Raw genomic sequence first — 26840 nt, 5'->3', positions numbered from 1 at the left:
GGCATGAGTGAGGAAGCCGTCCTCCACATCGTCGACGACGACGCCTCGCTGCGCACCGCCTTGCAGGCACTGTTCCGCTCCATCGGCATGAAGGCCCGGGCCTACGAGTCGGTGCCCGCATTCCTCGAGGCCGAGCGGGTGGACGCCCCGGGGTGCCTCCTGCTCGACGTGCGCCTGCCTGGCATCAGCGGCCTCACATTCCAGGACCAGCTCGAGTCGCTCGGCATCGACCTGCCGGTCATCATGATGACGGGCCACGGCGACATCCCGATGTCGGTGCGGGCGATGAAGGCAGGCGCGGTGGACTTCCTGCCCAAGCCCTTCCGCGAGCAGGACCTGCTCGACGCCGTGGCGCTGGCGGTGGAGCGGCATCGCGGCCAGCGCTCCGTGCGCGAGGAGCTGGCCGACCTGAGGAAGCGCTACGACAGCCTGTCGCCCCGCGAGCAACAGGTGATGACGCTGGTGACCGCTGGATTGCTCAACAAGCAGGTGGCCGGTGAGCTCGGCTTGAGCGAAATCACGGTCAAGATTCATCGCGGTTCGGTGATGCGCAAGATGGAGGCAGAGAGCCTCGCTGACCTGGTGCGCATGGCCGAGTCCTTGAAGCTCCCGAAGACCCTGGCCACGGCACAACTCCCATCCCAGGCGCGAAAACCCTAGTTCCGCAAGCCGCAGCAGGAAGGCCAGGAAGGCCATGTCGTCAGAATCCCTCATCTCCGTCGTCGACGACGATGCGTCACTCCGCCAGGCGCTGCTCCAGTTGCTGCGGTCGCTCGGACTCAGAGGACTGGCGTTCGAAAGCGCCGAGGCCTTCCTGGCCTCGGGCGAGCTCGACAACACGAACCTGGTCATCACCGACATCCACATGCCGGGCATGAGCGGCATCGACCTCAAGCGGGAGCTGGACGCTCGAGGCTCCACGGTGCCCGTCATCATGATCACCGCGAAGACGGAGGCGTCGGTGATGGAGCGGGCACGGGCCTGCAAGCCGTCCTGCCTCCTCCCGAAGCCCTTCGACAGCGAGGAGTTCATCGCCTGCGTCGAGCGTGCCCTTTCGTTGTAGGGTCATGAGGCACCTGTCTCACGGGTGCCTCATGACTCCTGGCGGAGGGAGCGCATGCCGGAAAGACACCGAGCGCAGAGCGTCGCCCCCTCGCTGAAGCTGCCGGACCTGCTCGGCCCGGTCCTGGACGGTGCGGCCGAGAGCGTCATCATCCGAGACCCGAGCGGCCGCGTGTTGCTCTGGAACAAGGCGTCCGAGGCGCTCTACGGCTACACGCGCGAGGCCATGCTGGGGCGCCACCTCCATGACAGCCTCAATGCCCATCACCCGACGACCATCACGGGCCTCGAGCAGCACCTGCTCGAACAGGGGCACTGGGAAGGCGAGCTGAAGCGGACCCTCGCGTCCGGCGAAGAAAGGCGCATCGAGGTCCGATGGACGGTGCAGCGAGGGCCGGATGGCCAGGTGCTGGCGGTCATCGAGTATGGCCGTGACATCACCCACCTGAGCGACGTCGAGCTGGAGACCCGGTTGCAGGCGCACCGCTACCGCAACCTCTTCCAGGCCATGGCGGCGGCGTTCTGGGAGCTCGACTTCTCCGAGGTGCGCAAGATGCTGGGGGAGCTCCTCCACTCCGGCGTGAAGGACTTCCGCGCCTACTTCGAGGCGCATCCCGAGTTCATCGACGCCGCCATCGCCGTGACGCGCGTGGTCGACGTCAACGACAAGACCGTGATGCTGTTCGGCGGGGGCAGGCGCGAGGACCTCGTCGGCGGCACCGTCGCTCCCTACTGGCCCCAGGAGAGCCGCGGCCTCTATGCCGAGAGCCTGCTGGCCTCCATCCACCGTCTGCCCAGCCTGTCACGGGAGACGCGCCTGTCGGCGCTCGACGGGCGGCTCATCGATGCCCTGTTCACGGTCTGCTGGCCATCGGGCCACCATGGGCGTGGCACGGTGCTGGTCGGCGTCATCGACATCTCCGACCGGGTGGCGGCGGAGCAGCAGGTCCGCGACAGCGAGCTGCGCTATCGCAATCTCTTCCAGGCCATGTCGACGGCCCTGTTCCAGGTCGACACCACGCGCCAGCGCGAGCTGTCCGCCGCACTGGCGGCGCGTGGCATCGAGGACATCGGCGCCCATCTCGACAGCGAGCCCGATTTCCTCGTCACCTACATGGACGCGATGTCCCTCGGAGACGTCAACGAGGCGGCCATGCGCATCATGGGAGCGAAGGACCGCTCGGAGTTGATAGGCCAGCCGGTGACGCGCTTCTGGCCGCCGTCGTCCCATCCGGTCGTCCGGCGCTCCCTCGTCGCCAGCTTCCGGCAGAACGTCACCTTCGAGGAGGAAACCACCAGCTACCGGCTGGACGGCACCGAGTTCAACACGCTGTTCACCATCAACGCCTCCCCCGAGCTGCGGGCGCGCAACATGGTGCTGGTCGGCCTGACCGACATCACCGAGCGCGTGGCGGCACAGAAGGCCCTGCGCCAGCTGCAGAGCGAGTTCGCCCATGCCTCGCGCCTGTCGATGCTCGGAGAGCTGACGGCGTCCATTGCCCACGAGGTGAACCAGCCCCTGGCCGCCATCGCCGCCAATGGCGCGGCGGGGGCTCGCTGGCTGTCCCGGCGCGAGCCCGACCTGGGCGAGGTGCGCGCCATCAACGCCAACATGGTCAGCGACGCGAAGCGCGCCGCCGACATCATCGCCCGCATCCGCGCCATGGCCTCCAACAAGACCTCGGAGCGGCAGCGCCTGCCGCCCAACCAGGTCGTCGAGGAGGCGGTGCGGTTCCTGCACCACGAGCTGCTCGCGCATGAGGTCGACCTGCGCCTCGAGCTCGCGGACGGTCTGCCGGTCATCGAGGCCGACCGCGTGCAACTCCAGCAGATTGTCGTCAATCTGGCGCTCAACGCCATGCAGGAGATGAAGCGCGCCAGCTGCCCGGAGCCGTGGCTGCAACTGGTGACGCGGGGATGCGACGAGGGGCTGTGCTTCGAGATGGAAGACGCGGGGCCGGGAATCCCCCCGGAGCACCAGGAGCGGCTCTTCCAGAGCTTCTTCACCACCAAGGCGAACGGCCTCGGCATGGGGCTGTCCATCTGCCGCAACATCATCGAAGCCCACGGGGGCCGCATCTGGGCGGAGAACGTGCCGAACGGCGGGGCGCGCTTCAGCTTCACCCTGCCGTTCGCGATGTAGCGGGTGACCTCGCCACCGCCCGTCGAGCGGCCGTGGCCGCAGTGGCCTCATACGAAGGTTTGGGTCTCCTGGACCACACGTACAAAAGACGACGTCAAAGCCAGTCGCCATACTCCTTCTCGTTTCCGACAAGGAGCCCGACCATGGACGCATCCTCTACTGTCTATACCGCCGTCAATACGCCCACCCGCTTCGTCGAGGTGAAGGGCCGCCGTCTCGCCTACCGCGACATCGGCGAGGGCACGCCCATCGTCCTGTGCCTGCGGTTCCGCGGCATCCTCGACTCGTGGGACCCGGCCTTCCTGGATGGGCTGGCGGCCCACCACCGCGTCATCACCTTCGACTACTCCGGCCTGGGCCAGTCGACCGGTGAACCCAGCTATGTGCGCAGGCGGCTGGCGCAGGACGCCATCGACCTGGCGGACGCGCTCGGCCTCGAGCGCTTCATCATCGGCGGCTGGTCGCTGGGCGGCATCGCGGCGCAGGTGGCGGCGCGCCTGCAACCCGAGCGCATCATCAAGCTCCTCCTCATTGGCACCACGCCCCCGGGCAAGGTCCGCTTCGGAGCGAAGCCAATCTTCTTCGAGCGCGCCTTGAAGCCGGTGAACGACCTGGACGACGAGACGGTGCTGTTCTTCCATCCGGCGTCGAAGAAGTCCCGTGCCGCCGCGGTGACTTCGCACAACCGCATCGCCGCCCGGACCACGGATGTCAGTCCAGCGATTCCCATCGAGACCGTCCTGAAGCTGCTCAAGGAGACGCAGGCCGAAGACATCTTCGTCGATGACAACGGTTACCGTGACTTCCTCCAGACGACCGACATCCCCACCCTGGTCATCTCGGGCGACCAGGAAATCGTCTTCCCGGTGGAGAACTGGTTCGACGTGGCTCCGCAGACGAAGTCGGTGCACCTGATGGTCTTCCCGCAGATGGGCCACGGCCCCCAGCACGAGGCGCCGCAGCTCTGCGCCGACCTCATCACCAGCTTCATCCAGAACGGCTGAGGGGCTGCGTCCGGCACGAGGGAGGGCCCCCCGGGAGGCGCTGCTGCCCCCCGGAGGGTCATCTCCGCGCCAAGGACGCGGTGGCGCTTCCACGACCGCCCCCGCGCCCTGGCTGCCTGCTGCCGACGTGGCGCCTACGGGCTGATGGAGAAGCTCCCACCCCAGTAGCCGTAGGAGTACGTGGAGATGCCGTTGCGGGTGGAGCCGGTATAGCTACCCTGTGCCGGCTGGGTGGTGACGACCACCTGCCCGCCGGTGGCGGGAATCACCCCCGCATGCTGTGCCGCCGCGCAGACATCCGAGTCGTCGGTATAGAGGTCCGTCCCCCACACGGCGCCCCCGAACCCGGCCGGGCAGTTGCATCGGGTCTGTTTCCCGCTCTGCCCGCGGTAGGACATGAAGTTGATGGTCGAGCAGATCGGCGCCGGTTGCGCCTGACCGCTGAAGGAGAAGCTCCCCCCCCAGGCGCCGTAGGAAGACGTGGTGAAGCCGTTGCGGGTGGTACCGCTATAGCTGCTCTGTCCCGGCTGGATGAAGAGGGTCACCGTCCCACCGGTGGCGGGAATCACCCCCGCATGCACCGCGGCCGCGCAGACAGTCGAGTCGTCGGTATAGAAGTCCGTTCCCCAGACACTCCCCCCGCTCACCGCCGCACAAGCGCACTGGAACTGCGTACCGTTCTGCCCCCGGTAGGACGGGATGTTGTAGCTCGAGCAGCTCGTGACCTGGTTGAGGCCGTAGAGGTGCCTCAGCGCGGTGATGTCGTTGTCGGTGAACTCGCCGGTATCCTCGAGGTTGGGGCAGGAGTTCATGAGCGACCCGCCCGAGGTGGCGGCCTCCGGCGTCCCCGGGATGAGGATGGCGCCCACGCCCTCGTCGCCCGTGTCCTGGGGGGGGCCGCTGGGGCAGCTGATGTAGCGATTGTAGTAGTCCGAGTGGCGCAGGCCGATGGTGTGGCCCAGCTCGTGGGTGATGACGTGTTCGTTCAAGTCGACGTTGAAGTCGTTCATCAACACGCTGATGTCGATGGTGCCGTAGGGAGCGCCGTTCGTCGGGAATCCCGCGACGCTGTCGGCGGTGTTGTTGGTCGTCGCGACGATGTTCGCGGTACAGCCGGTGGTCGGGCCGCGCGCGAAGGTGAGTCTCAGACCCAGCTCATTGAAGTTGGCGATGGCCAGGTCGAGCCCCTGCCTCAGGTTGGCGTAGCTGTCGAACAGGGGCGTGGGGTTGATGCAGATCTTCGTCACGCCCGGTCCGACGAGGTTGTTCGAGCGGTACTGCTCGGCGCTCCCCGAGGGGACCTGGAGCAGCTCGCGGGACGCCTCGAGCGTCACATGCGCGTCGCCGCCCACGTACACGGCATCGTCGGAGACCCGGATGTCGTCGGCCGGAAAGCCGGCCTCGACGAGGTTGGAGATGATCTCCTCCTGCTCGGCCTGTGGGTCGGTACCGCAGCCGACCAGCAATGCAACACTGGTCACCGCGAGGACTGCTGCCTGCTTGAACATGGATGCTCGTTTCTCTGACTGCGGGGATGAAGAGGCAGCTCTGAGGTTGCACGCCCCGTGCCCTCCGCGGAGCCGGTGCGCTCCCGGCGCTCCTTGCGCCTCATCTCACGGGGTTGGCGCGTCAGGCCCAGGAGGAGCGCGGAAAGGCTGTCCCCTGCCAGGGGACAGCTGTCCGGAGACACGACACTTCGGGCCTCAGCGGGTCGGTTCGAAACGCAAGCTCAGGGTGGCGATAGCGCGCTTGAGGGCGAGGCGCGGCGTCACTCGGGGTAGGACGACTTCACGCTCTCCTTCGGCGCATCCCTCTGGCGCCGGTACTCCTCCACGTCGCGGTGGAACTCGGCCTCGCGCTGGAGCGCCTCCTGCAGCCTGGCCGGGTACTCGGCGGCGATGATGGGCGCGAAGGCCTCCAGGGCTTCCTTGAGGGCGGGGAAGGGCACCACGTCCTTGTCGACGAGGATGTCCCAACGCTCCGACGACGAGCTCCGCTCCATGGTGAAGCCGACGCCCTGCTCCAGCCAGGTGGTGGGGACCTTGATGTAGATGGTGCTGAAGGTGTTGCTGTCGCAGTCCCGCAGGGTGACGGAGTCCGGGTACTTCTGCCGGCCCTTGGCGTCCCATCGCTTGTAGAGGACTTCGCAGGCCTCGAGGGGGCGAAGCTGCTCCTGGACGGAGGCGAGCTCGGCGAGGTCGCCCACGTCCGAGGTCCTCAGGAAGCCCTCCTTGCCGAGGCCGATGAAGATCGCGGCCAGTCCTCCGCCGGCGGCGAGGATGAAGCTCAGCATGACGAACACCATCGCGCCGCCGGATTGCTTCTTGGGGGCGGCTGGCGAGGCGGGGGCGGCGCTTTCGAGGGCGGCGCGTCCGAACAGGGGCGCCGCGGAGTAGCCGAAGAAGAAGGCCGCGAACCAGGAGAAGGCTTGCACGAGTCCGGCGGTGGGTGTGAAGGGCAGGAATGACAAGCCCTGGAGCCACGCGAGCACCTTCGACCCGAGGATGCCGGAGGTGAGCAGCATGGCGACGCACCACACGGTGATGGTCACGAACATCGAGAAGCTCGCGGTGGGCCCGCGGGCCGCGCGAGCCATCACGTTGAACCGGCGCACCAGCCTCGGGAACAACCACCTGCCGAAGAAGAACCCCGCGAGCACGGGAACCCACAGCAGCAGCATTCCGACGGCTTGTTTCTTTAAAAGCGGATCCATGAGGGGACGATGCGTCGAGCCCTGGGCTCTTTGAAAGCCCATTCGCGCAGGCACCCGCCCACCACCTTCAACAAAGCCCCCATCCGCCCTATCCTCTCGATTTCCTTCCCGGGGGATCCTCATGTTGGTGGTCCGCGAAGAGCAGATGAGGGTGCTCGCCGCCGCGCAGCGGCAGCGGTTCGAGGACCGCTGTGTGCGGTTGATCCTCGACGAGTGGGCCGAGACGCACGCCGGGTACACGGCAGACGAGGTCCGTGCCGAGGTGCGTGGACTCCTCGAGGCTGGGACCGTCTGGGGGTTTCACACGGAGCGGGAGCGCTACCGCCTGGTCAACCTCGGCGGTCTGCTCTGTCTCGGGTTCCAGCGCGTCCCCGCGCGGGCGTGGGCGGTGGCGCTGCTCGCGGACACCTTCGTGCCCGTCGACGAGCGAATCGAGGCCGTGCTCGCGTACGCTGAAACGAGGCGTGCCCGATGACCGACATCCTGGTGGACGATGATGACGACGGAGTCCCGAGCGAGCGAGTGCTCAAGAAGGCTCGCGCGCTCGACCGCAGCGCGCGCACCACGGAGGCGCTGAGCGATGCGTCCGAGGAGGCCACGGCCATCGAATGCCGGGAGGTGCGCAAGGTCCGTCCGAGGGTGAGACCCTCGCTCCAGCTCGATCACACCACCGCGCTGTTCGACAAGCAGCACCGGATCGCCTACCCGAACTCCAACGCGCCGACGCCGACAGCGACGCACGGCGTCCTCCGGTATGTGCAGGTGCACGCGGGCGTCTACAATGGCCTCGGTGAGCTGTCGATTCTCCAGGGCGACGCCGATGTGTACACCGACCCGGGGTGTACGGTTCCGCTCCTCGACGTGGTCGACAATCAGCCTCTCGGCCCGGCTCACCCGGTCACGATTGCCAACGCCTCACTGGCGGGGGCCGGGCTCGACATCTACGTGCTCGGTCGCCAGCGTGGCGCCTTGCGCTTGCAGCTCCGCCTGGCTCCGCAGGCGGATTTCACGGTGGACGCGGCCGACGTCCAGGCGCTCACGGTCGTCGAGCTGACACTCGATGCCGCGAGCTTCGAGTCGGAGGATCGGCCCCTCACGGTCCGGCGGCGCATCGTCAATGGAAAGTACACGGGGGTTCCCGCGGCGCAGTGCAACACGTTGCGCTCTTCGGTGACGGTCCGCCGGCCCACGCCGGCCGGGCAAGGCGCCCCGGTCCTCCGGCTCTCCGCCAATCGAGTCGCCTTCTATACGGGCGCCGGCCTGGTGGACGTGAATCAGCCGCTCGCCGATCAGGACACCGAGCTGTGGATGGAAGGAACCCAGGCAGGCGCCGACATCTGGGTCGCGATGGGGCTGCGTCTGGCGGACGGCACGGTGCTCGAGAATGGCGACCTGCTCAAGGTGACCCCGGTCGCGCAGCCCCTGATTTCGGTCGGGTTCGAGTGGGAGAACAACGGGCTCGACGTCGACCGCCGGCACGACGGCCGGGTCTTGCGCCCGCAGGCACAGTGGGAGGGTTTGAGCTCCAAGGCCAAGGCGGTCATCGCGCTCGCTGGCCGCTTCCGGCTCGACACCGAGGTGAGCTCGGGCAACAACCCCCACACCTACGGCGAGTTCGTCATTGGACCTGCCTACGATTTCGCCCAACTGCAGAATCAGCTCGACGAGATCCGGAGCCTGATGACCCGGATCGACGGCGCACGCGGGCGGGAGCTCACGGTCAATGCGCCGGCCGACATCATGGATACGACCCCCGGGCGCCACCACCTCGTGTGGCTGCCCGCGGGGGATCCCATCGTGCTCCATCGGGCGGCAGGCTGGGGCGGCACGGCGCAAGCGACCTTTGCCGCGCCGCTGTGGCTGCTCCCCACCTTCCTGGCCTACGTGGATGGCGGGGCAGGCCGGGCCGCCAAGGTCGCCGCCGAGGTCGCCGCCGAGGCCGACGAGCGCGTCGACGACCTCGTGCTCGGCCTGATTGCCGCCTGCCAGTACTACATCGAGATCTTCCGCAATCGCGGGAACATCGTCGACGACGATGGGCCCAAGACGGCCTTGTTCGTGATGTTCCGCACGCACTTCAGCGCGATGTACCCGCTGCTCGCGACGGCGGACCAGCGCAACGCGTTCGCGCACTGGAAGAACAACCACCCTCACCGGGCTGCCCGCCTCTTGCCGAATGGCTACGCGACGGGCGGAGGCGGGCGCGAGAATCAGGGCCCGCAGATTGGCGCCTGGCTGGACTCGGTGGTCCTCCCGGCGGGCAACGCAGGCCGTGACCTCATGTCGCCGCCGCCCGGCTTCCACCCGCACGACGGCACGCAGCCCATTCCCTACGGCATGGGGCTCCTCGGGCTCGATGCAGCCCAGAACACCGTCATCGCCGAGTGTCGCGACCTGATGGGCAATGTGCAGGGCGTCAATGCGTTGATCAAGAAGGCGTTCGACGCGTCGGAGACCTTCATGCTTCGTGGCGCCCCGACCTGGGTACGACAGCAGGGGGGAGGCTGGCAGTGAGGCGTCCTCGCGGGCAGCGAGAGACTGAAGGCCGCTTCAGCCGCCGGCTCAGCCGCCGAGCCGGGAGCCAATCCAGAACAGGCCGAGCGCGCCGGAGCCCAGCGCCACCGCGCGCTGCAGCCATGCGTTGATGCGCTGGTTGAGGCGGGAGAGCCCCTCCGCGAAGAGCAGGCCCACCGCGCCCATGCCCACGAGGATGCCCAGGGCGAAGCCCGGCAGGTACGTCCACGAGGCCAGGCTCATGCTGCCGCCCACCAGCAGCGCGGGCACCGCCAGGATGAGCGAGCGCACGCCGCTGATGGCCATCAGCGCGCCAGCGGCGGTGCTCACCGTGTGGACGTGCTGGTGAGGCTCGCGGTTGTGGCCGGGCAGGTGCGGGTGGCCGTGGCCCAGGCTGTTGGGGAACAGGAGCGCCGTCACCGCCAGCGCCACCAGGATGATGCCGCCGAAGACCTCGGCCCAGCGCTCGAAGGTCTCCGAGAGGCCCACGCCGGCCAGCAGGCACAGGGCGGCGATGCCACCCAGCATGGCCGCATGCCCCAGCGCGAAGCGGAGGGCCGTCACCAGGGCGGTGCGCTTGCGGCCGTCACCCAGGGTGCCGAGCGTGGCCATGGCGGCGCAGTGGTCGGGACCCACGGCGTGGACCAGGCCGTTGGAGAGGCCGAGCAGGAAGGCGAAGAGGATGGGCGACACGACGCGGCACCCTACCCGTGCTTCAATCGGGAGGCCAGCAGGAGAGGAGAACCTACCCTTGATGAGGATTGTCACCCGACGGCTCCCGGCCGCGTTGCCACTCGTGCTCTGCCTGCTCCTGGCGTCCGGGTGCGACAAGGGCCCGGAGCAGCTCCGGGACGCGGAGGCGCAGTACCAGGCACTCGTGGACAAGGGGGTGCCGCCCACGAACCCCGCTTGGGACGCCGTCGTCGCCGCCCTGGAGGCGGTGCCTCGCGACTCCAAGGCCCGGCCGGAGGCGGAGCAGCGGCTGGCCGCCATCCGCGGCGTCCGGGGGCGGCTGCCTCCGCGCCCCCTGGCCACCCCGGGAGCGACGGGGCCGGGGACGGACGAGGCCGACGCCAAGCGCGCCGCGTGCGAGGCGCTGGCGAAGCGGCTGGGGCAGACCCAGGACGACACGGCGCGCGAGCCGCTGAAGCAGGCGCTGGAGCAGTGCCGCGCGGACCTCGTCCGGCTGGAGGCGCGCAGCCACCCGGCGGGGGAGCACGGCCACGAGCACGGGGGCGCACCGGCGGCGCCCGCGCCAGGCCCCGCCGACGGAGGCGACCCACGGTAGCGGCAGCGGCACGGACGACGCTGGACGTTGAGCCGGGCGGGATTTGTGGCTAATGAAGCCGCATGCCCATGCCCCAAGCAGGTGACGCGGCCCCCGGCTTCCAGCTGCCCGACCAGGACGGCAACTCCGTGACGCTCTCGCAGCACGCGGGGAAGAACGTCGTCCTCTACTTCTATCCGAAGGACGACACTCCTGGCTGTACCAAGGAGGCGTGCGACTTCCGGGACCAGCACTCCGCGCTGCGCGCCGCGGGTGCGGTGGTGCTGGGCGTCTCCGCCGACAGCGCCGAGCGCCACAAGAAGTTCGCGGCGAAGTACAACCTCTCCTTCCCGCTGCTGGCGGACCCCGACCGCCAGGCGCTCGAGGCCTATGGTGTCTGGGGCGAGAAGACGCTCTATGGGCGCAAGTTCCAGGGCATCACCCGCGCCACCTTCCTCATCGGTCCTGATGGCCGCGTGAAGCAGGTGTGGCCCAAGGTGAAGGTGAGCGGCCACGTCGATGAGGTGCTGGCCGCGCTGGGCGCAAGCAGCGCCCCGGCCCCCAAGGCCGCCGCGCCCGCGAAGAAGGCCGCCGCGCCCGCGAAGAAGGCCGCCGCGCCCGCGAAGAAGGCCGCCGCGCCCGCGAAGAAGGCCGCCGCGCCCGCGAAGAAGGCCGCCGTGAAGAAGGTGGTGGCCGCGGTGAAGGGTGCCGCGCGCAAGGTGGCGACCCGGGCGAAGGCGGGTGCGAAGGGTGCTGCCCGCGCCCGTCGCTGAGGCTATATCTGTGCTCATGCGGCCGGGTGGGCCGCCGTGTCGCCGCTCCGGGGGCCGGGCACCCGGCGTGTTCCTCCTCCGGGGCAGCGACAGGAAACCATTTTCAGGGACTCGGAGGAGTGGACATGCGCGAGTGGACTGTTCGGCGGTGGAGCCAGCTGGCGGTGGTGGGAGTGGGCATGCTGCTGGGCACTGCGTGTGGTGGGCTGCCCGAGACGGGTGGAAAGCAGCCGGACGAGCCGCGGGGCAACTTCTTCGCCCAGCGCATGGAGCAGCCCGAAGTCCTCAAGGACATGGCGGGCAACCCGCCGAAGCACGCGCTCCCGCCCCATACGATGTCGGCGGACCGCGGCTACAACGAGACCATCAAGCAGCGGGGCTCCAGCATCGACCCGCGCACGCCCAGGACGGACGGCAAGCAGAACAACTCCATCGTGGATGACCCCGGGAAGATGATGCAGGACCGGTACTCGGGCATCGGCGGTGCCGCCTACTCCCCCTCGGCGCAGGGCCTGGGCGGTGAGGACGGCTCGAAGCAGGGGAGCACGGCCTCCAGCCGCGTCGGCGTGGGCTACGCCCCGCTGGGCTGGCAGGACCGCAGCGCCCACGGTCCTCGCTGAGCCGGCCAGGGGGCGCCTGTTCGCCCCCTCGCCAACTCCCTGCCGCCGGCCCGGGTGGCCATCCCTTGGGGAAGCACACTGCTTCAATCCGAGGAGAGGACATGCACCAGGGAGGTTTCCGCCGTTGGCCATGGATGACGGGCGCGCTGGCCTCGGCCGCGCTGCTGCTGGGCACGGCCTGTGAGCGCGAGCATCCGCTGCCCAGGACGGGCGGCGAGTACGAGGGTGTCGCCAACGAGCAGCAGCCCCTCGAGAGCTTCGCCCCGGGTGCCGCCGAGCCCCCCGCCACGGGCGGCGCCGGCCGGCAGGATGACGAGTTCATGCGCCCGCAGCAGCAGCGCAACCCGGGCCAGGAGGGCTCCGGCGGCAGCGGCACGCCCGGCATCACCGCGCCCGCGGAGCAGCCCAGGACGGACCAGGGCGGCACGCGCGAGTACGAGGAGCAGGGCGGCACCGGCAGCCCGTCGCGGCAGACGGGCGGCGAGATGCAGGGCCCCCGCAGCCCTCCCGACGTCAGCGGGCAGCCGCAGGGCGGCGAGCAGGCGCCCCGGCAGTAGGGGCCGCCGGGCGCCCCGCGCGTCACCGGGACGCCAGCATCACCTCGGTGGGGTCCTTGCCGGCGAAGGTGCTGGCGAGGCCCTCGGCGAGCGCGCGGTGCTCGGCGCCGCCCAGCGTGGCGAAGCGGTCCTCGGCCGGGTGCGCGAAGCGGGCCGCCAGCGCATCCAGCCGCCGGTGCGCCTCGGTGATGCGCTCGCGCGGCACGCGGCCGGACTCCACCGCCTTCACCAGCGCCTCAATCGCGCGGCGCTGCACGTCCGCGCGGTGGCACACGAGGAACAGGTCCACGCCGGCCAGCGTGCCCTGCACGGTGGCCTCCTCCACGGAGTAGTGGTCGGCGATGGCCTTCATCTCCAGGTCATCGCTGACGAGCACGCCGTCGAAGCCCAGCTCCTCGCGCAGCACGCCCCGCAGCACGCGCTGGCTCATGGTGGCGGGCACGCCCGGGTCCAGCGCGTCGAAGAGGACGTGCGCCGTCATCAGTGACGCCAGCCCCGCCTTCGCGAAGGCGCGGAAGGGCACCAGCTCCACGCGGCGCAGCCGCTCCAGGTCATGCGGCAGCCGGGGCAGCGTCAGGTGGCTGTCCGTGGTGGTGTCGCCATGGCCGGGGAAGTGCTTGCCGCAGGACGCCACGCCCCCGGCCTCCAGCCCGCGCGCCAGCGCCACGCCCAGCCGCGCCACCTCCTCCGCGTCCCGGCTGAAGCTGCGGTCGCCGATGACGGGGTTGGCCGGGTTGGTGTCCACGTCCAGCACCGGCGCGAAGTCCCAGTCGAAGCCCACCGCGCGCAGCTCGTGCGCCAGCAGCCGGCCCACGCGCTCCACCTGGGCGGCGTCGCCGCGCTGGCCCAGCTCGCGCATGGGCGGCAGCGTGGTGAAGGGCTCGCCGCGCAGTCGGGCCACCCGGCCGCCCTCCTGGTCCACCGACAGGATGAAGGGCCGGCCGGCTCTCGCCTTCAGCGCCTGGCACAGCGCCGCCGTCTCCTTCGCGGTGCCCACGTTGCGCTTGAAGAGGATGGCCCCGTAGATGCCGTCGTCCATCAGCGCGGCGAGGTCGCCGTCGATTTGGGTGCCGGGGAAGCCCACCATGAAGAGGCGGGCGCAGTCGCGGTAGAGGGCGGAGGCAGTCACGCCGCGCAGTCTGTCAGAAGGAGGGCCCGGGCTGGGGCCTGACGAGCGCCGGAGCCCCCCGGAGCGTCGGCTGCCTGTCAGGGTCCGGAGCGGTGGGGCGCGCGCCCGGTCAGTTCTCCGTGGCGCCGCGGACGAACCGCTGGAGGACGGCCAGCAGCTGCTCCAGCTCGAAGGGCTTGGGCAGGAAGGCGGCGCAGGGCAGGTGCCTCCAGCGGCTCTCGTGGCTCGCGCTCATCATCACCACGGGGATGTCCCGCAGGTCGGCGTCCTGCTGCATGGCCGCCAGCAGCGCGGGCCCATCCATCACCGGCATCATGTAGTCGAGCAGCACCACCGCCGGGCGCTCCTCCGCCATCCGCTCGAGGGCCTCGCGGCCATTGAGCGCGACGACGGTCCGGTAGCCCTCGTCGGCGAGCAAGTCCCGCAACGCCTCGACGATGCCAAACTCATCATCGACGATGAGGATGGGCTTCATGGCTACTCCCTCCGGCGCTCGCCGGTGCGCTGGGAGTCCCCGGCCTCCGCGGGAGGGAGCCGGGCCAGCCCTGTCATCAGCTGCTGGGCGTCCGCGAAGGACTCGCCCACCGCCAGCCCCTTCTCGGTGATGAGCAGCTCACGCAGGGAATGGTCATACTGGCTGTTGCGCACCTTCAGGATGGAGACGAAGCGGCGCAGCCGGGAGCGCAGCTCGACCAGGCGCAGGAAGAGGATGTTCTCCGCCACCATGGAGACCCCCCTGAGCGGGAAGCTCACCTCCGGACCGAAGGCGACGGGCGTCTCCACCGAGTAGACGAGCGTCACGCCCCGCATGCGGCACTCGTTGACCAGCGCCGCCAGGAAGCGGGCCACGCGCGAGCGCCGGATGGCGGCCTTCTGGAGCGCGTCGTAGCCGTCCAGGAACAGCCTCCGCACGCCGCGCTCCCGGATGGCCCGCAGCAGCTCCGCGCCCAGCTTGTCGAGGATGTTCTCCGTGGGGGGCCGGTAGCTCACCTCCAGGTCCCCGCGCTGGATGAGGGGCTCCAGCTCCATGCCGACGCCGGCCGTCTGGGCCAGCATCCGCTCGGGCGAGTCGTAGAAGGCGAAGTAGTGGCCGCGCTCGCCCTGGCGGACCCCTTCGGCGAGGAAGCTCAGCCCGAGCAGCGTCTTCCCGCCGCCGGGAGGGCCCAGCAGGAGGGTCGTCGAGCCGGCGGGCAGCCCGCCCGACAGCATCTCGTCCAGCCCCGGGACTCCGAGAGCACAGCGCACCCCGGGCCGGGGGTTGGCGGGGGGCGTCGTGCCCACCAGCGTCTCCAGGCGGGGATAGAGGACGATGCCGTCGCCGGTAATCTCGTAGCTGTGCTTGCCGAGCAGGTAGTCGCTGCCCCGGAACTTGCGGACGGTCAGCTCGCGCACCACGCGGGGGCCGAACGTGCGCTGCTTCAGCACCAGCAGGCCATCCACCATGGTGTGCTCGGCCCGGAAGCCCTGGCCCGAGCCCGAGGTGAGCAGCAGCGTGGTGCAGCCCACCAGGTTCGTCACCACCTGGATGCCATGGACGAACTTCTTGAGGGCCTGGGGAGAGGGCGCCAGCTCCTCGGCGGCCACCAGGCCGTCGAGCACGACCAGTGACGCCTTCTGCGACTTCGTCTCCTTGCGGATGAGCTCGGACAGGGCCTCCAGCCCCCCCTGCTCCAGCGTGCTGAAGGCGCTCAGGTAGGTGATGGAGCGCGGGAGCAGGGCGCTGTCGAAGTAGCTGAGCGAGCCCAGGTTGCCGACCAGCTCCGTGTGCGACTCGGCGAGCAGGGTGATGTAGAGCACCCGGCCGCCCCGGGTGGCGTGGTGGAAGCACATCTGGTTGGCGAGGATGGTCTTCCCCACGCCCGGCAGGCCCATCAACATGTAGGTGCGGCCCTTGCGGAAGCCGCCGAGCAGCACCGTGTCGAGTCCGGAGATGCCCGTCGGGAGCCGCTCCACCTGGGGGGGACTGCTGTCGGTCATCTCACGCTCCCTGCGGTGCACGGGTCGTCCGGCGCTGTTGGGGGAAGCCGGGCCTGGCGCCCACCATTCCCCGGACACTGCTTCCACGCCGGCCGCCGGAGCGCAAGGCTCCGGTGACCGGGGCGGTGACTAGAAGGCGCGCTGCACGGTGCGCGCGGCGCCTCCCGAGGGGCCAGCGCCGAGCGCGATGCGATACCAGCTGACGCCGTCCGTCGAGTATCGGAAAGCGAACGTGTACTGGGACCACGGCGTGTACGCGAGCGGCTCGGAGGCCAGGTCCCAGCGCCAGCGGGAGTTGTTGCCCACGCGGCCCTGGTAGCTCAGCCACTTGTACTGGAGGGGGCCGCCGTCCACGCTGAACTCCACCTGGGCCTGGACCCACTCCGGCCGCGCGGTGGCGGCGTCCGTCACGCCCGGCACGTACACGTCCGCGTCCACCCACCTGCAGGCGCGCTGCATGACGTAGCTGTCGAGGACGATGGGGTCCGCCAGCCCGTCGCGGTGCACGCAGTCGCGCGCGAAGCTGCCGCCCCAGTCACCGGCCCAGGCCACGGCCGCGGGGGACTGCGCCTCCACGGGGAAGCGGTAGTTCTGGCCCAGGTTGCTGTCGTACTTGCTCTGGCACGTGCGGCCGGAGGTGAAGAACCACGTCTCCACGTGGGTGGCGTCCGCCGGCACCGTCACCTCGTAGGGCTTGTTCACGAAGGTGGTGCTGCCGGTGGCCTGCTTCACGCTGCCGGAGGAGGTCTGCCCGCCGGGCAGGAAGCGCACGTACGCCAGGGTGTCCCACGCCTGCTGGCCGGCGTAGGTGCTGTTGTGACAGTCGGTCATCCGGTACAGGTCGTAGTCGACCACCAGCGTGCCGCCGCGGACGATGGCGCCGCGCTGCTCGTGCGTCCAGCCGGTGAAGAAGCGCACCGTGCCCCTGGGCGCGGTGAGGGGAGCCTGCTGCGTCTGTACGGCCTCGGGGGCCGGGTCGGGCGTGCCGCCGCACGCCGCGAGCAGCGGCAGCACGAGGGCCAGGGACTTCCAGGGAGACTTCATGGGGTTCCTCCGGGGTAGGGGAGCCCGCATGTATCAGGCCTCCCTGACGCTCGCCCACCCTCGGGGCGGACGGTGTACCGCGTCACCTGGGGCGATTCGGAGTCGCGCTGGAGCGCGCCGCCTCGTCGAACGCGCGGGCCAGCTGGAAGGCGGGCTCGATGAAGGCCTCCAGCTCCTCCACGGTGACGGGCACGCGTCCGTTCCGCTGCGCGGAGAGCTGCCCGTTCTTGAGGACGAGGTCGCGATAGGCGTTCGCCGCGGCGGAGAAGCACTCCCGCACCCGCCGGTTCCGCAGCATCGCCGTCAGCTCGGGCGTGGCGTCCTCCGGGAGCACGGGCAGCCCGTCGTAGCCCCCTCCGGGCATCAGCACCACCCCGCGTGGCAGGGCGGGGATGGCGAAGAACAGGCGCGTGTGGGTGACCGTGACTCTCGTCAACCTGTGGTCCTCGGTGTCCACCTTCAGTGGGTACCCCTTGAAGGAGCCCCAGAGGTTGAGCTCATTGCAGCTCAGCTCATGGAGGCGGGCGAAGTGGCTCCAGGCCGGGGCTGCTTCCTCCCGTCGCTCCTCCCTGGACTGCGCATCCAGAACCTTGAACGCGACCATCACGAGGACCGTCAACAAGCCGCAGGCCCAACCTTCCATGTGCGGGTTCCTCCACCTTCACCCTAATGGGAATCGGGACGGGGTTGTCGCCCCGCGTCACGGGCGTCCATGAACAATTGCAGCACCTCTTCAAGAGATTGCCTCGGACGCGGAGGCGGGGCGACGCTGCGTCGCATGAATCCCAAGCGGCTGACGAGGATTGGCGTGGTGGGTGGTGGAGCCATGGGGTGCGGCATCGCGCTCGAGCTCGCCATCGCCGGCAGGCAGGTGGTGCTCTACAACACGCGCTCCGACAGCAGCGAGCGGGCGCGGGTGAAGCTGGCGCGCGACGCGGCGCTGCTGGTGGAGACGCGGTTGCTCCCCTCGGAGCGGGCCTCCGCCGCGCTCGAGCGCATCCGGCGGACCACCGTGCTCGCCGACGCCGTCGTGGGCCAGGACCTGGTCATCGAGTCCATCCCGGAGAATCTCGCGCTCAAGCAGGAGCTCTTCCGGGAGCTGGACCGGCTCGCGGCCCCGGACACCGTCCTCGCCTCCAACACCACGGCGCTGAGCGTGACGGCCATCGCCCGGGACTGCACCCGGCCCGAGCGCGTCCTCTCCGCGCACTACTACCTGCCCGCGCACCTCGTCCCGCTCGTGGACGTCATCCCCGGGGAGAAGACCTCCCCCGACGTCGTCGAGACGGTCCGCCGCTTCCTCGAGGAGCTCGGCAAGTCGCCCGTGGTGTTCGCGAAGGACGTGCCGGGCTCGGTGGGCCCGCGCCTGCAGCAGGCGCTCATCGGCGAGGCCATCCGGCTGGTCCAGGAGGGCGTGGCCACGCCGGAGATGGTGGACCGCGTCCTCACCCAGGGAATCGGCCGGCGATTGGGCGTGTCCGGGGTCTTCGACCGGCTGGACCTCGCGGGGCTGGACCTCGTCACCGCCATCATCACGGGCTCCGGGCGCCCGGTGCCGCCCGTGCTGGCGCAGAAGGTGGAGCGCGGCGAGCTGGGCCTGAAGACGGGGCAGGGCTTCTACACCTGGACGCCCGAGGCCACCGCCGCCTTCGAGGAGCGCGTCGCCCGCCACCTCATCACCCAGCTCCACGAGGACCGGGCCGCGGGCCACTCGCGCATCCCCACGCCGGAGGTGGGGGAGTGAAGCCGGACGCCGTGCTGCTGGACCCCGAGGTGCTGTCGGACTTCCTCGCGGACTGCATCCGTGAGTACACGACGTGCACTCCGGAGCTGCCGCCCCGCAGCTGGGCCGTCCTGCTGGGGCGCTTCGTCGACGGTGCGATGCGGGTGGAGCGCGTCCGCTTCGCCGCCAACATCCGCGAGACGGATGACCACGTCCTCCAGGAGTTCGACGCCACCATCATCCCCCGCTTCGGCGCCTGCTACGCCAACGGCCGGCGCGGCTTCTGGTGCGAGCCCCGGGAGCTGCTGCGCATCACCACCGAGGCCGAGGCAGAAGGCCTGGAGGTGCTCGGCTCCATCCACCTGCACCCGGACTGGCACCGCATCGGCCCGCCGCACGAGCGCGGCCTCCGGGTGAGCCAGGAGCCCACGCCCATGGACCGGCACCTCTTCCGCGGCGCCGGCTGGCCGCTCAACCTGATTCTCTACCTGGAGCGGCGCGAGGGCCGGCTGTATCACGCGCTCGGCGCCTGGGCCCCGCCCTCCGAGGACGCGCCCGACGCGGGCTGCCGGCCCCTGGCCATCCGCTTCGGCACCCCGGAGCCTGGGGACAGCCAGGGCCCCTGGCACGAAGTCGCGCGCTCCGGCCGGGGGCGCAACGCCGAGCGCTGAGCGACGGCCGTGGGGGCCTCAGCCCAGCATCCGCTGGAGGCTGATATCCAGCTGGCTGCGCACGAGCCCCAGGAGGCTCTCCATGGCGATGGCGTCCTGCTTCAGCCGGGGGGCCAGCTCCGCCTGGACGCGCTCGAGCAGCAGCTCGCGGGCCTGGGCGACCTTGCGTGCCACGCCGGAGCGTGAGTCGCCGTACATCAGCGCGAGCCGGTCCATGGTGAAGCCATGGAAGTAGTGCAGGCGCAGCAGGGCGCGCTCGCGCTCGGAGAGCCCCTCCACCACCTTCCGGAGCACCTCGGTGAGGAACTGGCGCGCGTCATCCCGGAGCAGCGCGTGCTCCGGGTTGCCCGAGGCCAGCATCCGCGCGAAGGCCTCCGGCGGCTCGGTGACGAGAACCTCGCGCCCGTGCTTCTCCACCAGCTCGGCGGCAAGGCGCGCGGCGCTGATGCCCACCCAGGTCAGCAGCGGCCCGCGGCCCCCGTAGCTGCCGAGCCTGGGCGGCGCCGTCTCGCTGCCCACCAGCAGCCGCTCGCGGAGCACCTGCAGCACGTCCTCCACCAGGCTCGGTGACAACGCCCCGAGCCGGGAGGGGATGTAGCGGAGGATGTCCTGCTCGAAGGCCCGGAGGGCCGAGGGCTCGCCGGTGGTGCACGCGCACGCGAGGTACAGGTCGGCACCCCGGAGGTTGCGCAGCGCCTCCGCGGCCTTGCCCTCGGGCAGGTGCCGGGCCAGGTGACGCACGAAGGTCTCCACCGGGAGCGACAGCGTGGGCCACGCGGTCCGGGCCGCCTCGACGTGCTGGCGCAGCAGCGCCTCCAGCCCCTCCACGGCCTCCAGCTCCGCGCGCTGCTTGCGGGGCAGGTGCTCCCGCAGCAGCGCCGCCAGGGAGCCTGTCTTGCGTTCCTCGCTCATCGCTTCCCCTCACGCCGCTGCCAGGCCAGCACCTTCTGGAGCTCCGGCCGTCCCCGGACTCCCACGGACTCCAGCCGCAGCCGGGCCTCCTCGGCCAGCGCGAGCGCCCGCGCCCGGTCCGGTGAGGCGCGCGTCTCCAGGAGCGCCCGGGCCAGCAGGAAGGCCGTCTTGCCGGCGAGCTCCGGGTCGCCGGGCTCGCCCCAGCGGGTCTGGATGCGCCGGGCCCGCTCGAGCAGCGGCACGGCCTCCTCCGCGGCGCCCAGCGCCAGGTGCGCCTGCCCGGCACAGGCCAGGGCATTCGCGGCGTCCACGGACTCCGGGCCCTGGGCCTTCTCGGTGACCTTCCGCGCACGCTCGCAGTACCCGAGCGCCTCCTGCGGGGCCCGGGTCGCCAGGGCCACCTCGGCCAGCGGGAGCAGCACGGACACCGACTCGCCACCCTCCGGGCCATGCGCCTTCTCCAGCCGCTTCAGCGCCTCCAGCAGGTCGCGCCGTGCCTCGGGGTAGCGGCCCGCGCTCAGGTGCACCTGTCCCCGGGCTGTCAGCGGCAGGGAGGCGCGCGGCGTGTCCGGGCCCTGCGAGCGTTGGATTCGCTCCAGCGCCTGGGTGGAGAGGGCCAACGCCTCGTCGCGCTGGCCTGCCTCGCGAGACAGGGTGGCCTGCTCCGTGAGCGCCTGGACCACCGTGAGGTGGTCGGGTCCACGGGCGCCCTCGAAGATGGCGCGCGCCCGCTCGAGCATGGACCGCGCCTCCTCCAGCCGGCCCTCGACGCGCACGACCACGGCGAGATTCAAGAGCAGGGTGCCGAGCGCGGTGCCTCCCGGGCCGGGAGAGGCCTCGTGGATGGCCAGGGCCCTGCGCCAGAAGCCAGCGGCCTCGGCGAGCCGGCCCAGGTGCGCATGGGCCGAGGCGACCCGGTTGTAGGACGTCACGAGGGCCGGGTGGTCGGGGCCCAGCAGGCGCTGGCGCTGCTCGAGGGCCTGGGCATGGAGCTCCAGCGACTCTTCATAGCGGCGCTGGCCGAAGCGGACGCGTCCCAGCTGGTGGAGGAGGTTGGGCGTGCGGAGGCTGTCCGGGCCATTCCTCCTTCGCGAGAACTCCAGGCCGAGGAGCGCCTCCTTCTCCGCCTCGGCGTGGTTGCCGTGCATCTCCCGCAGGGAAGACAGGCGCAGGTGCAGGTCCGTCGTGATGTCCGGGAAGCGCTCGCGTCCCACCCGGTCGACCGCGGCCCGGGCGTGCTGGACGACCTTCTCTGCGTCCGCGGTGCGGGACTGCTCCTCGCCCACCACCCAGATGAGCTCCAGCCAGACCCGCGCCACCGTCACATCGTCACGCCCGGCCTCGGCGGCCCACAGGGCCCGGTAGAGGACGTCCTCCGCCTCCTTCGGTTTGCCGCTCCCCCCGAGGAACTCGGCGTGGGCCAGCAGCACCTCCGCCTCCAGTGGCTTGTAGTCGAGCCCCTTCAGCTCCTCGAGGAGTGCCGACGTCACCGCGAGGCCGTCGGTGAACCGGCGCGCCACGAGGTGGACCCGGGACTGCGTCAGCTTGTGCCGCGCCGCCTCCACCCGGGCGCGGAGGTTGTCGGGAGGCTGCGGGCGGCTGGAGAGCCCGGGCGTGTCCCGGCAGCCGGCGAGCCCCTCGAGGGAGGCCGTCAGCGAGTGCGCGTGCTGCACCGTCAGCACGTCCGCCTTCTCCAGCACGTCTGTCACGGCGGCGAGCTGCCAGAGCCGCGCGTCGAGGCATGCGGCCGTCTGCCACGCGCCGTCTGCGGTGGCGCTGCCCGAGGCCAGGCAGGCCTCGGTCCGCAGCGTCCGCCACTGGCCGGCGTAGGCGTCCAGCACCGTCGCGAGCCGCTCCCAGGTCGGCGCGGCGTACGGCGCGCCCGTGGCGAGGAAGGCCGCGCGCACCCGCTCACGTCGAGCGGGGCTCCAGGCCGCCGCGAGCTTCTCCACCTCCTGCTCGCAGCGCGCCTCGCGCCGCTGCGCCACCCCGTAGGCGGCGAGGGCCCCCAGCACGCCCGTCACGGTCGCCGTGGCCACCACCCGCGCGAGCCTCCTCCGGGGCCGCGGCGTGAGGGCCACCAGCAGGGACTCCATGGAGGGGAAGCGCTCCGCGGGCTCGGCTCGCAGGCCCCGGAGCACCGCGCGCCGCACCCAGGTGGGGACCTTCGCCTCGCGCGCGGGCGGACGCACCTGGCCCTGCCGCACGGCCTCGGCCAGCTCCCTCAGCGTCTCTCCCTGAAAGGGACGCGCGCCGAAGAGGGCCTCGTAGAGCGCCACGCAGAAGCTGAACTCGTCCGAGCGCGCGTCGGCGCGCTGGCCCCGCAGCGCCTCCGGGGCGAGGTAGGCGGGGGTGCCCAGCACGAGGCCCGTCCGGGTGAGCAGGCCCGCGGGAGCGCCGGAGGCCTCGGGGCTCGCCGGCACGGAGGGGGCCTCCTCCTGGTGGAGCAGGCGGGCGATGCCGAAGTCCGTCACATACACCCGGCCATCCCGTCCCAGCAGGACGTTGGCGGGCTTGAAGTCGCGGTGCACCAGGCCCGCCGCGTGCGCGGCCACCAGTCCCCGCCCGGCCTCCAGGAAGACGCGCAGCACCTCACGCCAGGGATGGGGCTGCTTCATCCACTCCGCCAGCGTGGTGCCTTCCACCAACTCCATGGCCAGGAAGATGCTGTCCCCGTAGGTGCCCACGTCATAGAGGGTGACGACGTTGGCGTGGGAGAGCCGGGCCAGCGCCTGGGCTTCGCGCAGCAGGCGCTGTCGCAGCTCCTCGTGCTGGCACCCCTCGGGGCGCAGCACCTTGAGGGCCACCTGGCGGCCCAGCTCCGGGTCCTCCGCCGCGTACACCACGCCCATGGCCCCGGAGCCGATGCGCTCCCGCACCACGAACCGGGAGACCCTGGAGCCGCGGGCCAGCGGCGGCGAGGAGGCTTCCTGCGACAGCGTCGCCGGAGGGCTGGTCAGCGCCCGGGCGCCATCACCCGCGGCCAGCACCCACCGGCAGTCCGCACAGCACTCCACATGTGCGAGGACGCGGCCTCTGTGCTCCTCGGACAGCAACCCCGCAAGGAAGTCGCTCAGCGTCGTTTCTTGGGGGCACGCGTTCATGGGGAGCGGCGCGAGGAGTCGTTGTAGCCGGCGTTGCAGATGTAAGCGACGGTGGTTGAGCGGGGGCGGAGACTTTGGGACGGGCGGGGGGCTCGGAATTCTTCCCCATGGAACGACTGACGGAATTTCGCTGCATTTCCCAGGGGATTTTCCATGGTCTCCGACACGTCCGACCCATCCGCTCCTGATGAGGAATTACAGCGGCGCGTGCGAGGACGCGCCGAGGCCATCCGGAGAGCCAGGAAGCTGGCCCTCAAGGTCGCGGAAGCCCGGGCGAGGTTGGCCGGGCAGGGCGGTCATGAGGGCCTCCATCAGGGCGCTGGCGCCTCCGCCTCGAACATGCGCGCCGCGCCGGTGGCCGCGTCCCCGGAGGCGATGGCCATCCAGACAGAGCTGGAGGGGGCGTACCTCGCGTTGGGGGAGCTCCTCCATGCGCTGGAATGGACGGGGATGCTGCTCGAGGCGCCCCAGGTGAAGGCACCCGGGGAGGCCGCGATGATGGCCGCCCGGGCCCACGACGATGAGCGATGCGAGGACCCGGGCTGCACGGAGACCCGCGGGGAGCGCGGCTTCCAGGCGGCCTCGTATGCCGGGGACGCGCGCTGCTCCGGTCAGGGCTCATGGCACAAGGAGTGACTGAGACAGCAGGGGAGGCCGAGGCGCTCAGCGCGGGACGCCTCCTGGCCGGGGACCTCCTCGAGTCCGACGGAGCGTCCCCTGGTGCTCCTCACCCCGCACCGGGTCAGTAGAAGATGAGCTCGGGCTGTGGGGTGACGGTGGTGGAGAAGTCCCCCGTGTTGCCCGGCTCGGCGGCGCCGCCGGCGACCGTGGACTTCGTGCCATCACCCCCATCGCCGCCCGAGGCGCCGCCTCCGCCGCCCACCGCCACGAGGGTCGTCGCCGCGCCCGAGACGCCTGCGTTCCCCACTGTGCCGCCGGTGACGACGATGTTGCTGGCATTGGCGATGGAGGGGGCACTGGCCGTGAGGAACTGGACGATGCCTCCGCCGCCCCCGCCACCTCCACCGTAGAGCTGCCCTGGGGCTCCCGCGATGCCGTTGGCTCCATTGCCTCCGTTGGCGCGGATGAAGCCGTTGGCGCCCAGGGTGATGGTGCCACGCGAGACGAGGGTGACGACGCCGCCTCCTCCACCTCCGCCCCCTGCCAGGGGCTGCCCGCCGGTGAGCTGCGCGGTGCGGCCCGCGGCGTCGATGTTGCCATTGATGATGATGTTGCCCCGGGCGGCCAGGATGAGCCGGCCTCCGGCCTCGCCACCGAAGGCATTGGTGGTATTGCCGTGCTTCGGGCGGAAGCCACCGCCGCCGCCGCGCAGGTCGAAGCGGGTGAGCAGCGCGGAGCGTCCCAGGTCCAGGCCCCGGCCGCCCTGGTAGTCCTCCGCGGCGGAGGTGGCGATGCCCCGGTCCGGCGAGTTGACGGACTGGACCTGCTGCTCCGGGTTGATTGCGATGACGCCCGTCGGCCCGATGATGATGTCTCCGGTGGCGCGAATCGTGGTGCCGCTCGCCAGGATGAGGGTGCCGTCGATGCGCACGTTGCGGAACATCAGGTTGGCGCCATTCGCCAGGCTGCCGTAGCCGATGGCGAGGTTGCGCAGGGGCGAGGTGCTGAAGTGGGTGAAGTCCCCCGCGGAGCCGTCCCCGTAGAGCGCGAGCGCGCCGGGCTCACCCTGCGGGCCCTGCGCACCGGAGGGCCCCGTGGGGCCTGCTTCGCCGGTGGGCCCCTGGATGCCCTGCGCACCCATGCTGCCTGGCGCACCGTTGCACAGGTACTGGGTGGAGCTCGGGTCTACCTCATGCTCTTCGAGCACCCTGTTGCCGTTGCCGTCAGCGCCGGCCCGGATGCGGACACCGCCATGCTGGCAGTTGCCGCCGGGTTGCTCGACCATGTTCTCCACCACCACGCCAGGCCCCTGCGGGCCCTGTGGCCCGACCTCTCCCCGCAGGCCCTGCGGGCCCATGGGCCCCTCTGCTCCCGTTTCTCCTCGAAGACCCTGCGGTCCCTCAGGTCCTCGCTCGCCCTGCGCGCCCGTCTCGCCGCGCGCGCCCGTCTCACCCCGCGCGCCTGTCTCACCGCGCGGGCCTTGGGGGCCCTGGGCCCCATCCTTCCCGTCGGACCCTGTCGGGCCCTTGCAGGCAGAAAAGCTCAGGAGTCCCGTCACGAGCGTGGCTCGCAGCAGCCGGGTTCCGAGGACCCTCGATGAAAGGTGGACGCGCATCACGACTCCCCCAGCAAAAGAAGCGCCGCGTCCGGGAGCAGGCCCGGACAGCCAGACGCGAGAAGGGTGCGGGGCCGCGCACGGAATTGAGGCCGCCATTCTGGCCCAGCTCACGTCGCTGCACCAGGGTATGGCCCTCCATTCCAGCGCCTGTGAACACGTCAGCGCACGCCCGCCATGTACCCGTCGACGCTGTGCGGCGGCACGCCGGCACACGAGATTCGCACCCCGTACAACGACATGGTGAGCCGCGGCTACTCACCGCTGCCGGCCGGCTGGGCCACGCGTGACCAGGCCCGCGTGAGCCGCCGCGGCACCGCGACCTACGGCTGGACCCTCCACGAGACGTTCTGAGTCCGCACGCTGTAGCCAGCCCGTGGCTGGCGCCAGGCAGTGCAACCGCTGGCGCCAGCACACCGGGTGCTCAATCTCAGGCTCCAGCCCGGTGTGACGCCCATGTACTGGGTTCCCACTACCGGCTGTATGGGAATCGACAGGGGGATGGTGTGTCGGGTCAAAAAGTACATGCGCTTGTTGAAGTAACAAGACTTCAAGAGCACCTTGAGGGCGCAATTCACAAGGGAGGCATTGCGATGAAGATGGATGCAACCTTCATGGGCTTCGGACTGCTGGTCCTGGCCATGGGCTGTGGAAACACCCCACCGGAGTCGGCTGCACCGCCCGCTTCCCAGGTCCAGGCCTCACCGGCCCGGGACATGCCGTCCGCGCAGGAGCTGGCTGCGACGCGCACCTCGGCTGCCGTGACGGCGGTTCCCGTGCGGTACGTGGTCGACCCCGCGACGACGACCCAGCTCTCCGTCTCCGCGGGCACGGAGAAGGCGAGCCCCTCGTCGACTTCCGAGCCCCTGGCTCCAGGCGCCGTGCGGCGCTCCAGCAAGTAGTGCACCCCGTCTGGGATTGAGGAGACTCACATGTCGACGAGAAAGCTTGTGATGGCCTTCGCGGCCGCCGCCGGGCTCGGCTTCGCCGGGCCGGCCCATGCCTGGGTGCAGTTCTGCAACGGGACCAGCGTCACCATCTGGACTGCCTATTCCTGGTATGACGCCAGTTGTGTTCCCGAGGATGGCAGCAGCTGGAGGAAGGTGGGCTGGTGGGACCTCACGCCGGGCCAGTGCAAGATTGTCTATGGGCCCGCCATCTCGAACACGTTTTCCTACTACTACGCCGAGGGTGGCGGGCTCGTCTGGTCGGGGGACTTCTTCACGTGTACGCCGTGGAACGCCTTCAACTGGTGTGACAACACCTGCGACGCCAGCTCCCGCAACCTGGGCTACCGCGAGCTCAATACGGGCGGCGCCCAGAACTACACGCTGACCTTCAACCCCTGACCTTCGGACTCAGGGGCCCATCACCCCTTCACGTCTCCCGGG

General features: G+C 70.6%; 27 protein-coding genes. 16 read left to right on the top strand and 11 right to left on the bottom strand.

The features are described 5' to 3' along the window. Positions 1-3 precede the first annotated feature (3 nt). From LXT23_RS19030 to LXT23_RS19015, 4 genes are all read left to right on the top strand, one after another. Complete coding sequence (locus LXT23_RS19030; protein ID WP_253981622.1) at positions 4-660, top strand: response regulator transcription factor; 657 nt, start codon at positions 4-6, stop codon at positions 658-660. Positions 661-694: 34 nt separating this feature from the next. Then, positions 695-1063: a response regulator gene (locus tag LXT23_RS19025; RefSeq protein WP_253981621.1), complete on the top strand. Its 369-nt coding sequence runs from the start codon at positions 695-697 to the stop codon at positions 1061-1063. A 54-nt stretch (positions 1064-1117) separates the two neighbouring features. After that, positions 1118-3205 carry a PAS domain-containing sensor histidine kinase gene (locus LXT23_RS19020; RefSeq protein WP_253981620.1) on the top strand — a complete coding sequence of 696 codons (2088 nt, stop codon included), beginning with the start codon at positions 1118-1120 and terminating at the stop codon, positions 3203-3205. Between the two features lie 143 nt (positions 3206-3348). Then, positions 3349-4209 (top strand): alpha/beta fold hydrolase, encoded by an 861-nt coding sequence (locus LXT23_RS19015; protein WP_253981619.1) that lies wholly within the window; start codon positions 3349-3351, stop codon positions 4207-4209. Between the two features lie 134 nt (positions 4210-4343). On the opposite strand, the gene LXT23_RS50380 is transcribed toward LXT23_RS19015, so the two are convergent. Continuing rightward, positions 4344-5717, bottom strand: a complete 1374-nt coding sequence (locus tag LXT23_RS50380) for a M57 family metalloprotease (RefSeq protein ID WP_323379028.1) — start codon at positions 5715-5717, stop codon at positions 4344-4346. 260 nt (positions 5718-5977) lie between these two features. Next, a complete protein-coding gene (locus tag LXT23_RS19000; protein WP_253981618.1) occupies positions 5978-6889 on the bottom strand; it encodes a hypothetical protein in 912 nt (303 codons plus the stop codon). A gap of 154 nt (positions 6890-7043) precedes the next feature. On the opposite strand from LXT23_RS19000, the gene LXT23_RS18995 reads away from it, so the two are divergent. Together LXT23_RS18995 and LXT23_RS18990 are read left to right on the top strand one after the other, a co-directional pair. After that, complete coding sequence (locus LXT23_RS18995) at positions 7044-7397, top strand: hypothetical protein (protein WP_253981617.1); 354 nt, start codon at positions 7044-7046, stop codon at positions 7395-7397. Further along, positions 7394-9436 carry a hypothetical protein gene (locus LXT23_RS18990; RefSeq protein WP_253981616.1) on the top strand — a complete coding sequence of 681 codons (2043 nt, stop codon included), beginning with the start codon at positions 7394-7396 and terminating at the stop codon, positions 9434-9436. Before LXT23_RS18995 ends, LXT23_RS18990 begins: the two co-directional genes overlap by 4 nt. A gap of 48 nt (positions 9437-9484) precedes the next feature. Here LXT23_RS18990 and LXT23_RS18985 read toward each other — a convergent pair whose 3' ends face one another. Next, positions 9485-10129: a hypothetical protein gene (locus LXT23_RS18985; RefSeq protein WP_253981615.1), complete on the bottom strand. Its 645-nt coding sequence runs from the start codon at positions 10127-10129 to the stop codon at positions 9485-9487. A 61-nt stretch (positions 10130-10190) separates the two neighbouring features. Between LXT23_RS18985 and LXT23_RS18980 the strand changes: the two genes are divergently transcribed. From LXT23_RS18980 to LXT23_RS18965, 4 genes are all read left to right on the top strand, one after another. Further along, complete coding sequence (locus LXT23_RS18980) at positions 10191-10724, top strand: hypothetical protein (protein WP_253981614.1); 534 nt, start codon at positions 10191-10193, stop codon at positions 10722-10724. A 68-nt stretch (positions 10725-10792) separates the two neighbouring features. After that, entirely contained in the window at positions 10793-11476 is a 684-nt protein-coding gene (bcp, locus tag LXT23_RS18975) for a thioredoxin-dependent thiol peroxidase (protein WP_253981613.1), read from the top strand. 125 nt (positions 11477-11601) lie between these two features. After that, complete coding sequence (locus tag LXT23_RS18970) at positions 11602-12096, top strand: hypothetical protein (protein ID WP_253981612.1); 495 nt, start codon at positions 11602-11604, stop codon at positions 12094-12096. Between the two features lie 101 nt (positions 12097-12197). Then, positions 12198-12653 (top strand): hypothetical protein, encoded by a 456-nt coding sequence (locus tag LXT23_RS18965; RefSeq protein WP_253981611.1) that lies wholly within the window; start codon positions 12198-12200, stop codon positions 12651-12653. A gap of 22 nt (positions 12654-12675) precedes the next feature. Here LXT23_RS18965 and nagZ read toward each other — a convergent pair whose 3' ends face one another. The 5 genes from nagZ to LXT23_RS18940 all read right to left on the bottom strand — a co-directional run bounded on the left by nagZ (position 12676) and on the right by LXT23_RS18940 (position 17425). Further along, positions 12676-13740, bottom strand: coding sequence for a beta-N-acetylhexosaminidase (gene nagZ, locus LXT23_RS18960; protein ID WP_253982330.1), 1065 nt, complete (start codon positions 13738-13740; stop codon positions 12676-12678). A gap of 151 nt (positions 13741-13891) precedes the next feature. Next, positions 13892-14257: a response regulator gene (locus LXT23_RS18955; RefSeq protein WP_253981610.1), complete on the bottom strand. Its 366-nt coding sequence runs from the start codon at positions 14255-14257 to the stop codon at positions 13892-13894. 2 nt (positions 14258-14259) lie between these two features. Further along, on the bottom strand, positions 14260-15759 hold the full coding sequence (locus LXT23_RS18950; protein ID WP_253981609.1) for an ATPase domain-containing protein: 1500 nt from the start codon (positions 15757-15759) through the stop codon (positions 14260-14262). A 129-nt stretch (positions 15760-15888) separates the two neighbouring features. Beyond that, positions 15889-16803, bottom strand: a complete 915-nt coding sequence (locus LXT23_RS18945) for a DUF6209 family protein (RefSeq protein WP_253981608.1) — start codon at positions 16801-16803, stop codon at positions 15889-15891. 82 nt (positions 16804-16885) lie between these two features. After that, entirely contained in the window at positions 16886-17425 is a 540-nt protein-coding gene (locus tag LXT23_RS18940) for a hypothetical protein (protein ID WP_253981607.1), read from the bottom strand. Positions 17426-17581: 156 nt separating this feature from the next. Between LXT23_RS18940 and LXT23_RS18935 the strand changes: the two genes are divergently transcribed. Further along, the gene (locus tag LXT23_RS18935) at positions 17582-18547 is read left to right on the top strand and encodes a 3-hydroxyacyl-CoA dehydrogenase family protein (RefSeq protein ID WP_253981606.1); all 966 of its coding nucleotides are present in this window, start codon (positions 17582-17584) and stop codon (positions 18545-18547) included. Continuing rightward, entirely contained in the window at positions 18544-19197 is a 654-nt protein-coding gene (locus tag LXT23_RS18930) for an MPN domain-containing protein (protein ID WP_253981605.1), read from the top strand. The genes LXT23_RS18935 and LXT23_RS18930 overlap by 4 nt, the downstream gene beginning before the upstream one ends. An 18-nt stretch (positions 19198-19215) precedes the next feature. Here LXT23_RS18930 and LXT23_RS18925 read toward each other — a convergent pair whose 3' ends face one another. Together LXT23_RS18925 and LXT23_RS18920 are read right to left on the bottom strand one after the other, a co-directional pair. Further along, positions 19216-20109, bottom strand: coding sequence for an RNA polymerase subunit sigma-70 (locus LXT23_RS18925; protein ID WP_253981604.1), 894 nt, complete (start codon positions 20107-20109; stop codon positions 19216-19218). After that, positions 20106-23213, bottom strand: coding sequence for a serine/threonine-protein kinase (locus LXT23_RS18920; RefSeq protein ID WP_253981603.1), 3108 nt, complete (start codon positions 23211-23213; stop codon positions 20106-20108). The genes LXT23_RS18925 and LXT23_RS18920 overlap by 4 nt, the downstream gene beginning before the upstream one ends. Before the next feature lie 207 nt (positions 23214-23420). Between LXT23_RS18920 and LXT23_RS18915 the strand changes: the two genes are divergently transcribed. Next, complete coding sequence (locus LXT23_RS18915; RefSeq protein ID WP_253981602.1) at positions 23421-23849, top strand: G protein-coupled receptor family protein; 429 nt, start codon at positions 23421-23423, stop codon at positions 23847-23849. Between the two features lie 106 nt (positions 23850-23955). Here LXT23_RS18915 and LXT23_RS18910 read toward each other — a convergent pair whose 3' ends face one another. After that, entirely contained in the window at positions 23956-25191 is a 1236-nt protein-coding gene (locus LXT23_RS18910; RefSeq protein ID WP_253981601.1) for a collagen-like protein, read from the bottom strand. A gap of 435 nt (positions 25192-25626) precedes the next feature. Between LXT23_RS18910 and LXT23_RS18905 the strand changes: the two genes are divergently transcribed. The 3 genes from LXT23_RS18905 (at position 25627) to LXT23_RS18895 (ending at position 26798) form a co-directional block, all read left to right on the top strand. Then, the gene (locus LXT23_RS18905) at positions 25627-25803 is read left to right on the top strand and encodes a hypothetical protein (RefSeq protein ID WP_253981600.1); all 177 of its coding nucleotides are present in this window, start codon (positions 25627-25629) and stop codon (positions 25801-25803) included. Between the two features lie 239 nt (positions 25804-26042). After that, a complete protein-coding gene (locus LXT23_RS18900) occupies positions 26043-26351 on the top strand; it encodes a hypothetical protein (RefSeq protein ID WP_253981599.1) in 309 nt (102 codons plus the stop codon). A gap of 30 nt (positions 26352-26381) precedes the next feature. Next, a complete protein-coding gene (locus LXT23_RS18895) occupies positions 26382-26798 on the top strand; it encodes a DUF1036 domain-containing protein (protein ID WP_253981598.1) in 417 nt (138 codons plus the stop codon). The last annotated feature ends 42 nt before the right edge of the window (positions 26799-26840 follow it).

Origin of the sequence: Pyxidicoccus xibeiensis, assembly GCF_024198175.1 — a bacterium.
Lineage (GTDB): Bacteria > Myxococcota > Myxococcia > Myxococcales > Myxococcaceae > Myxococcus > Myxococcus xibeiensis.
This window is presented reverse-complemented; position numbering and strand designations above follow the sequence as displayed.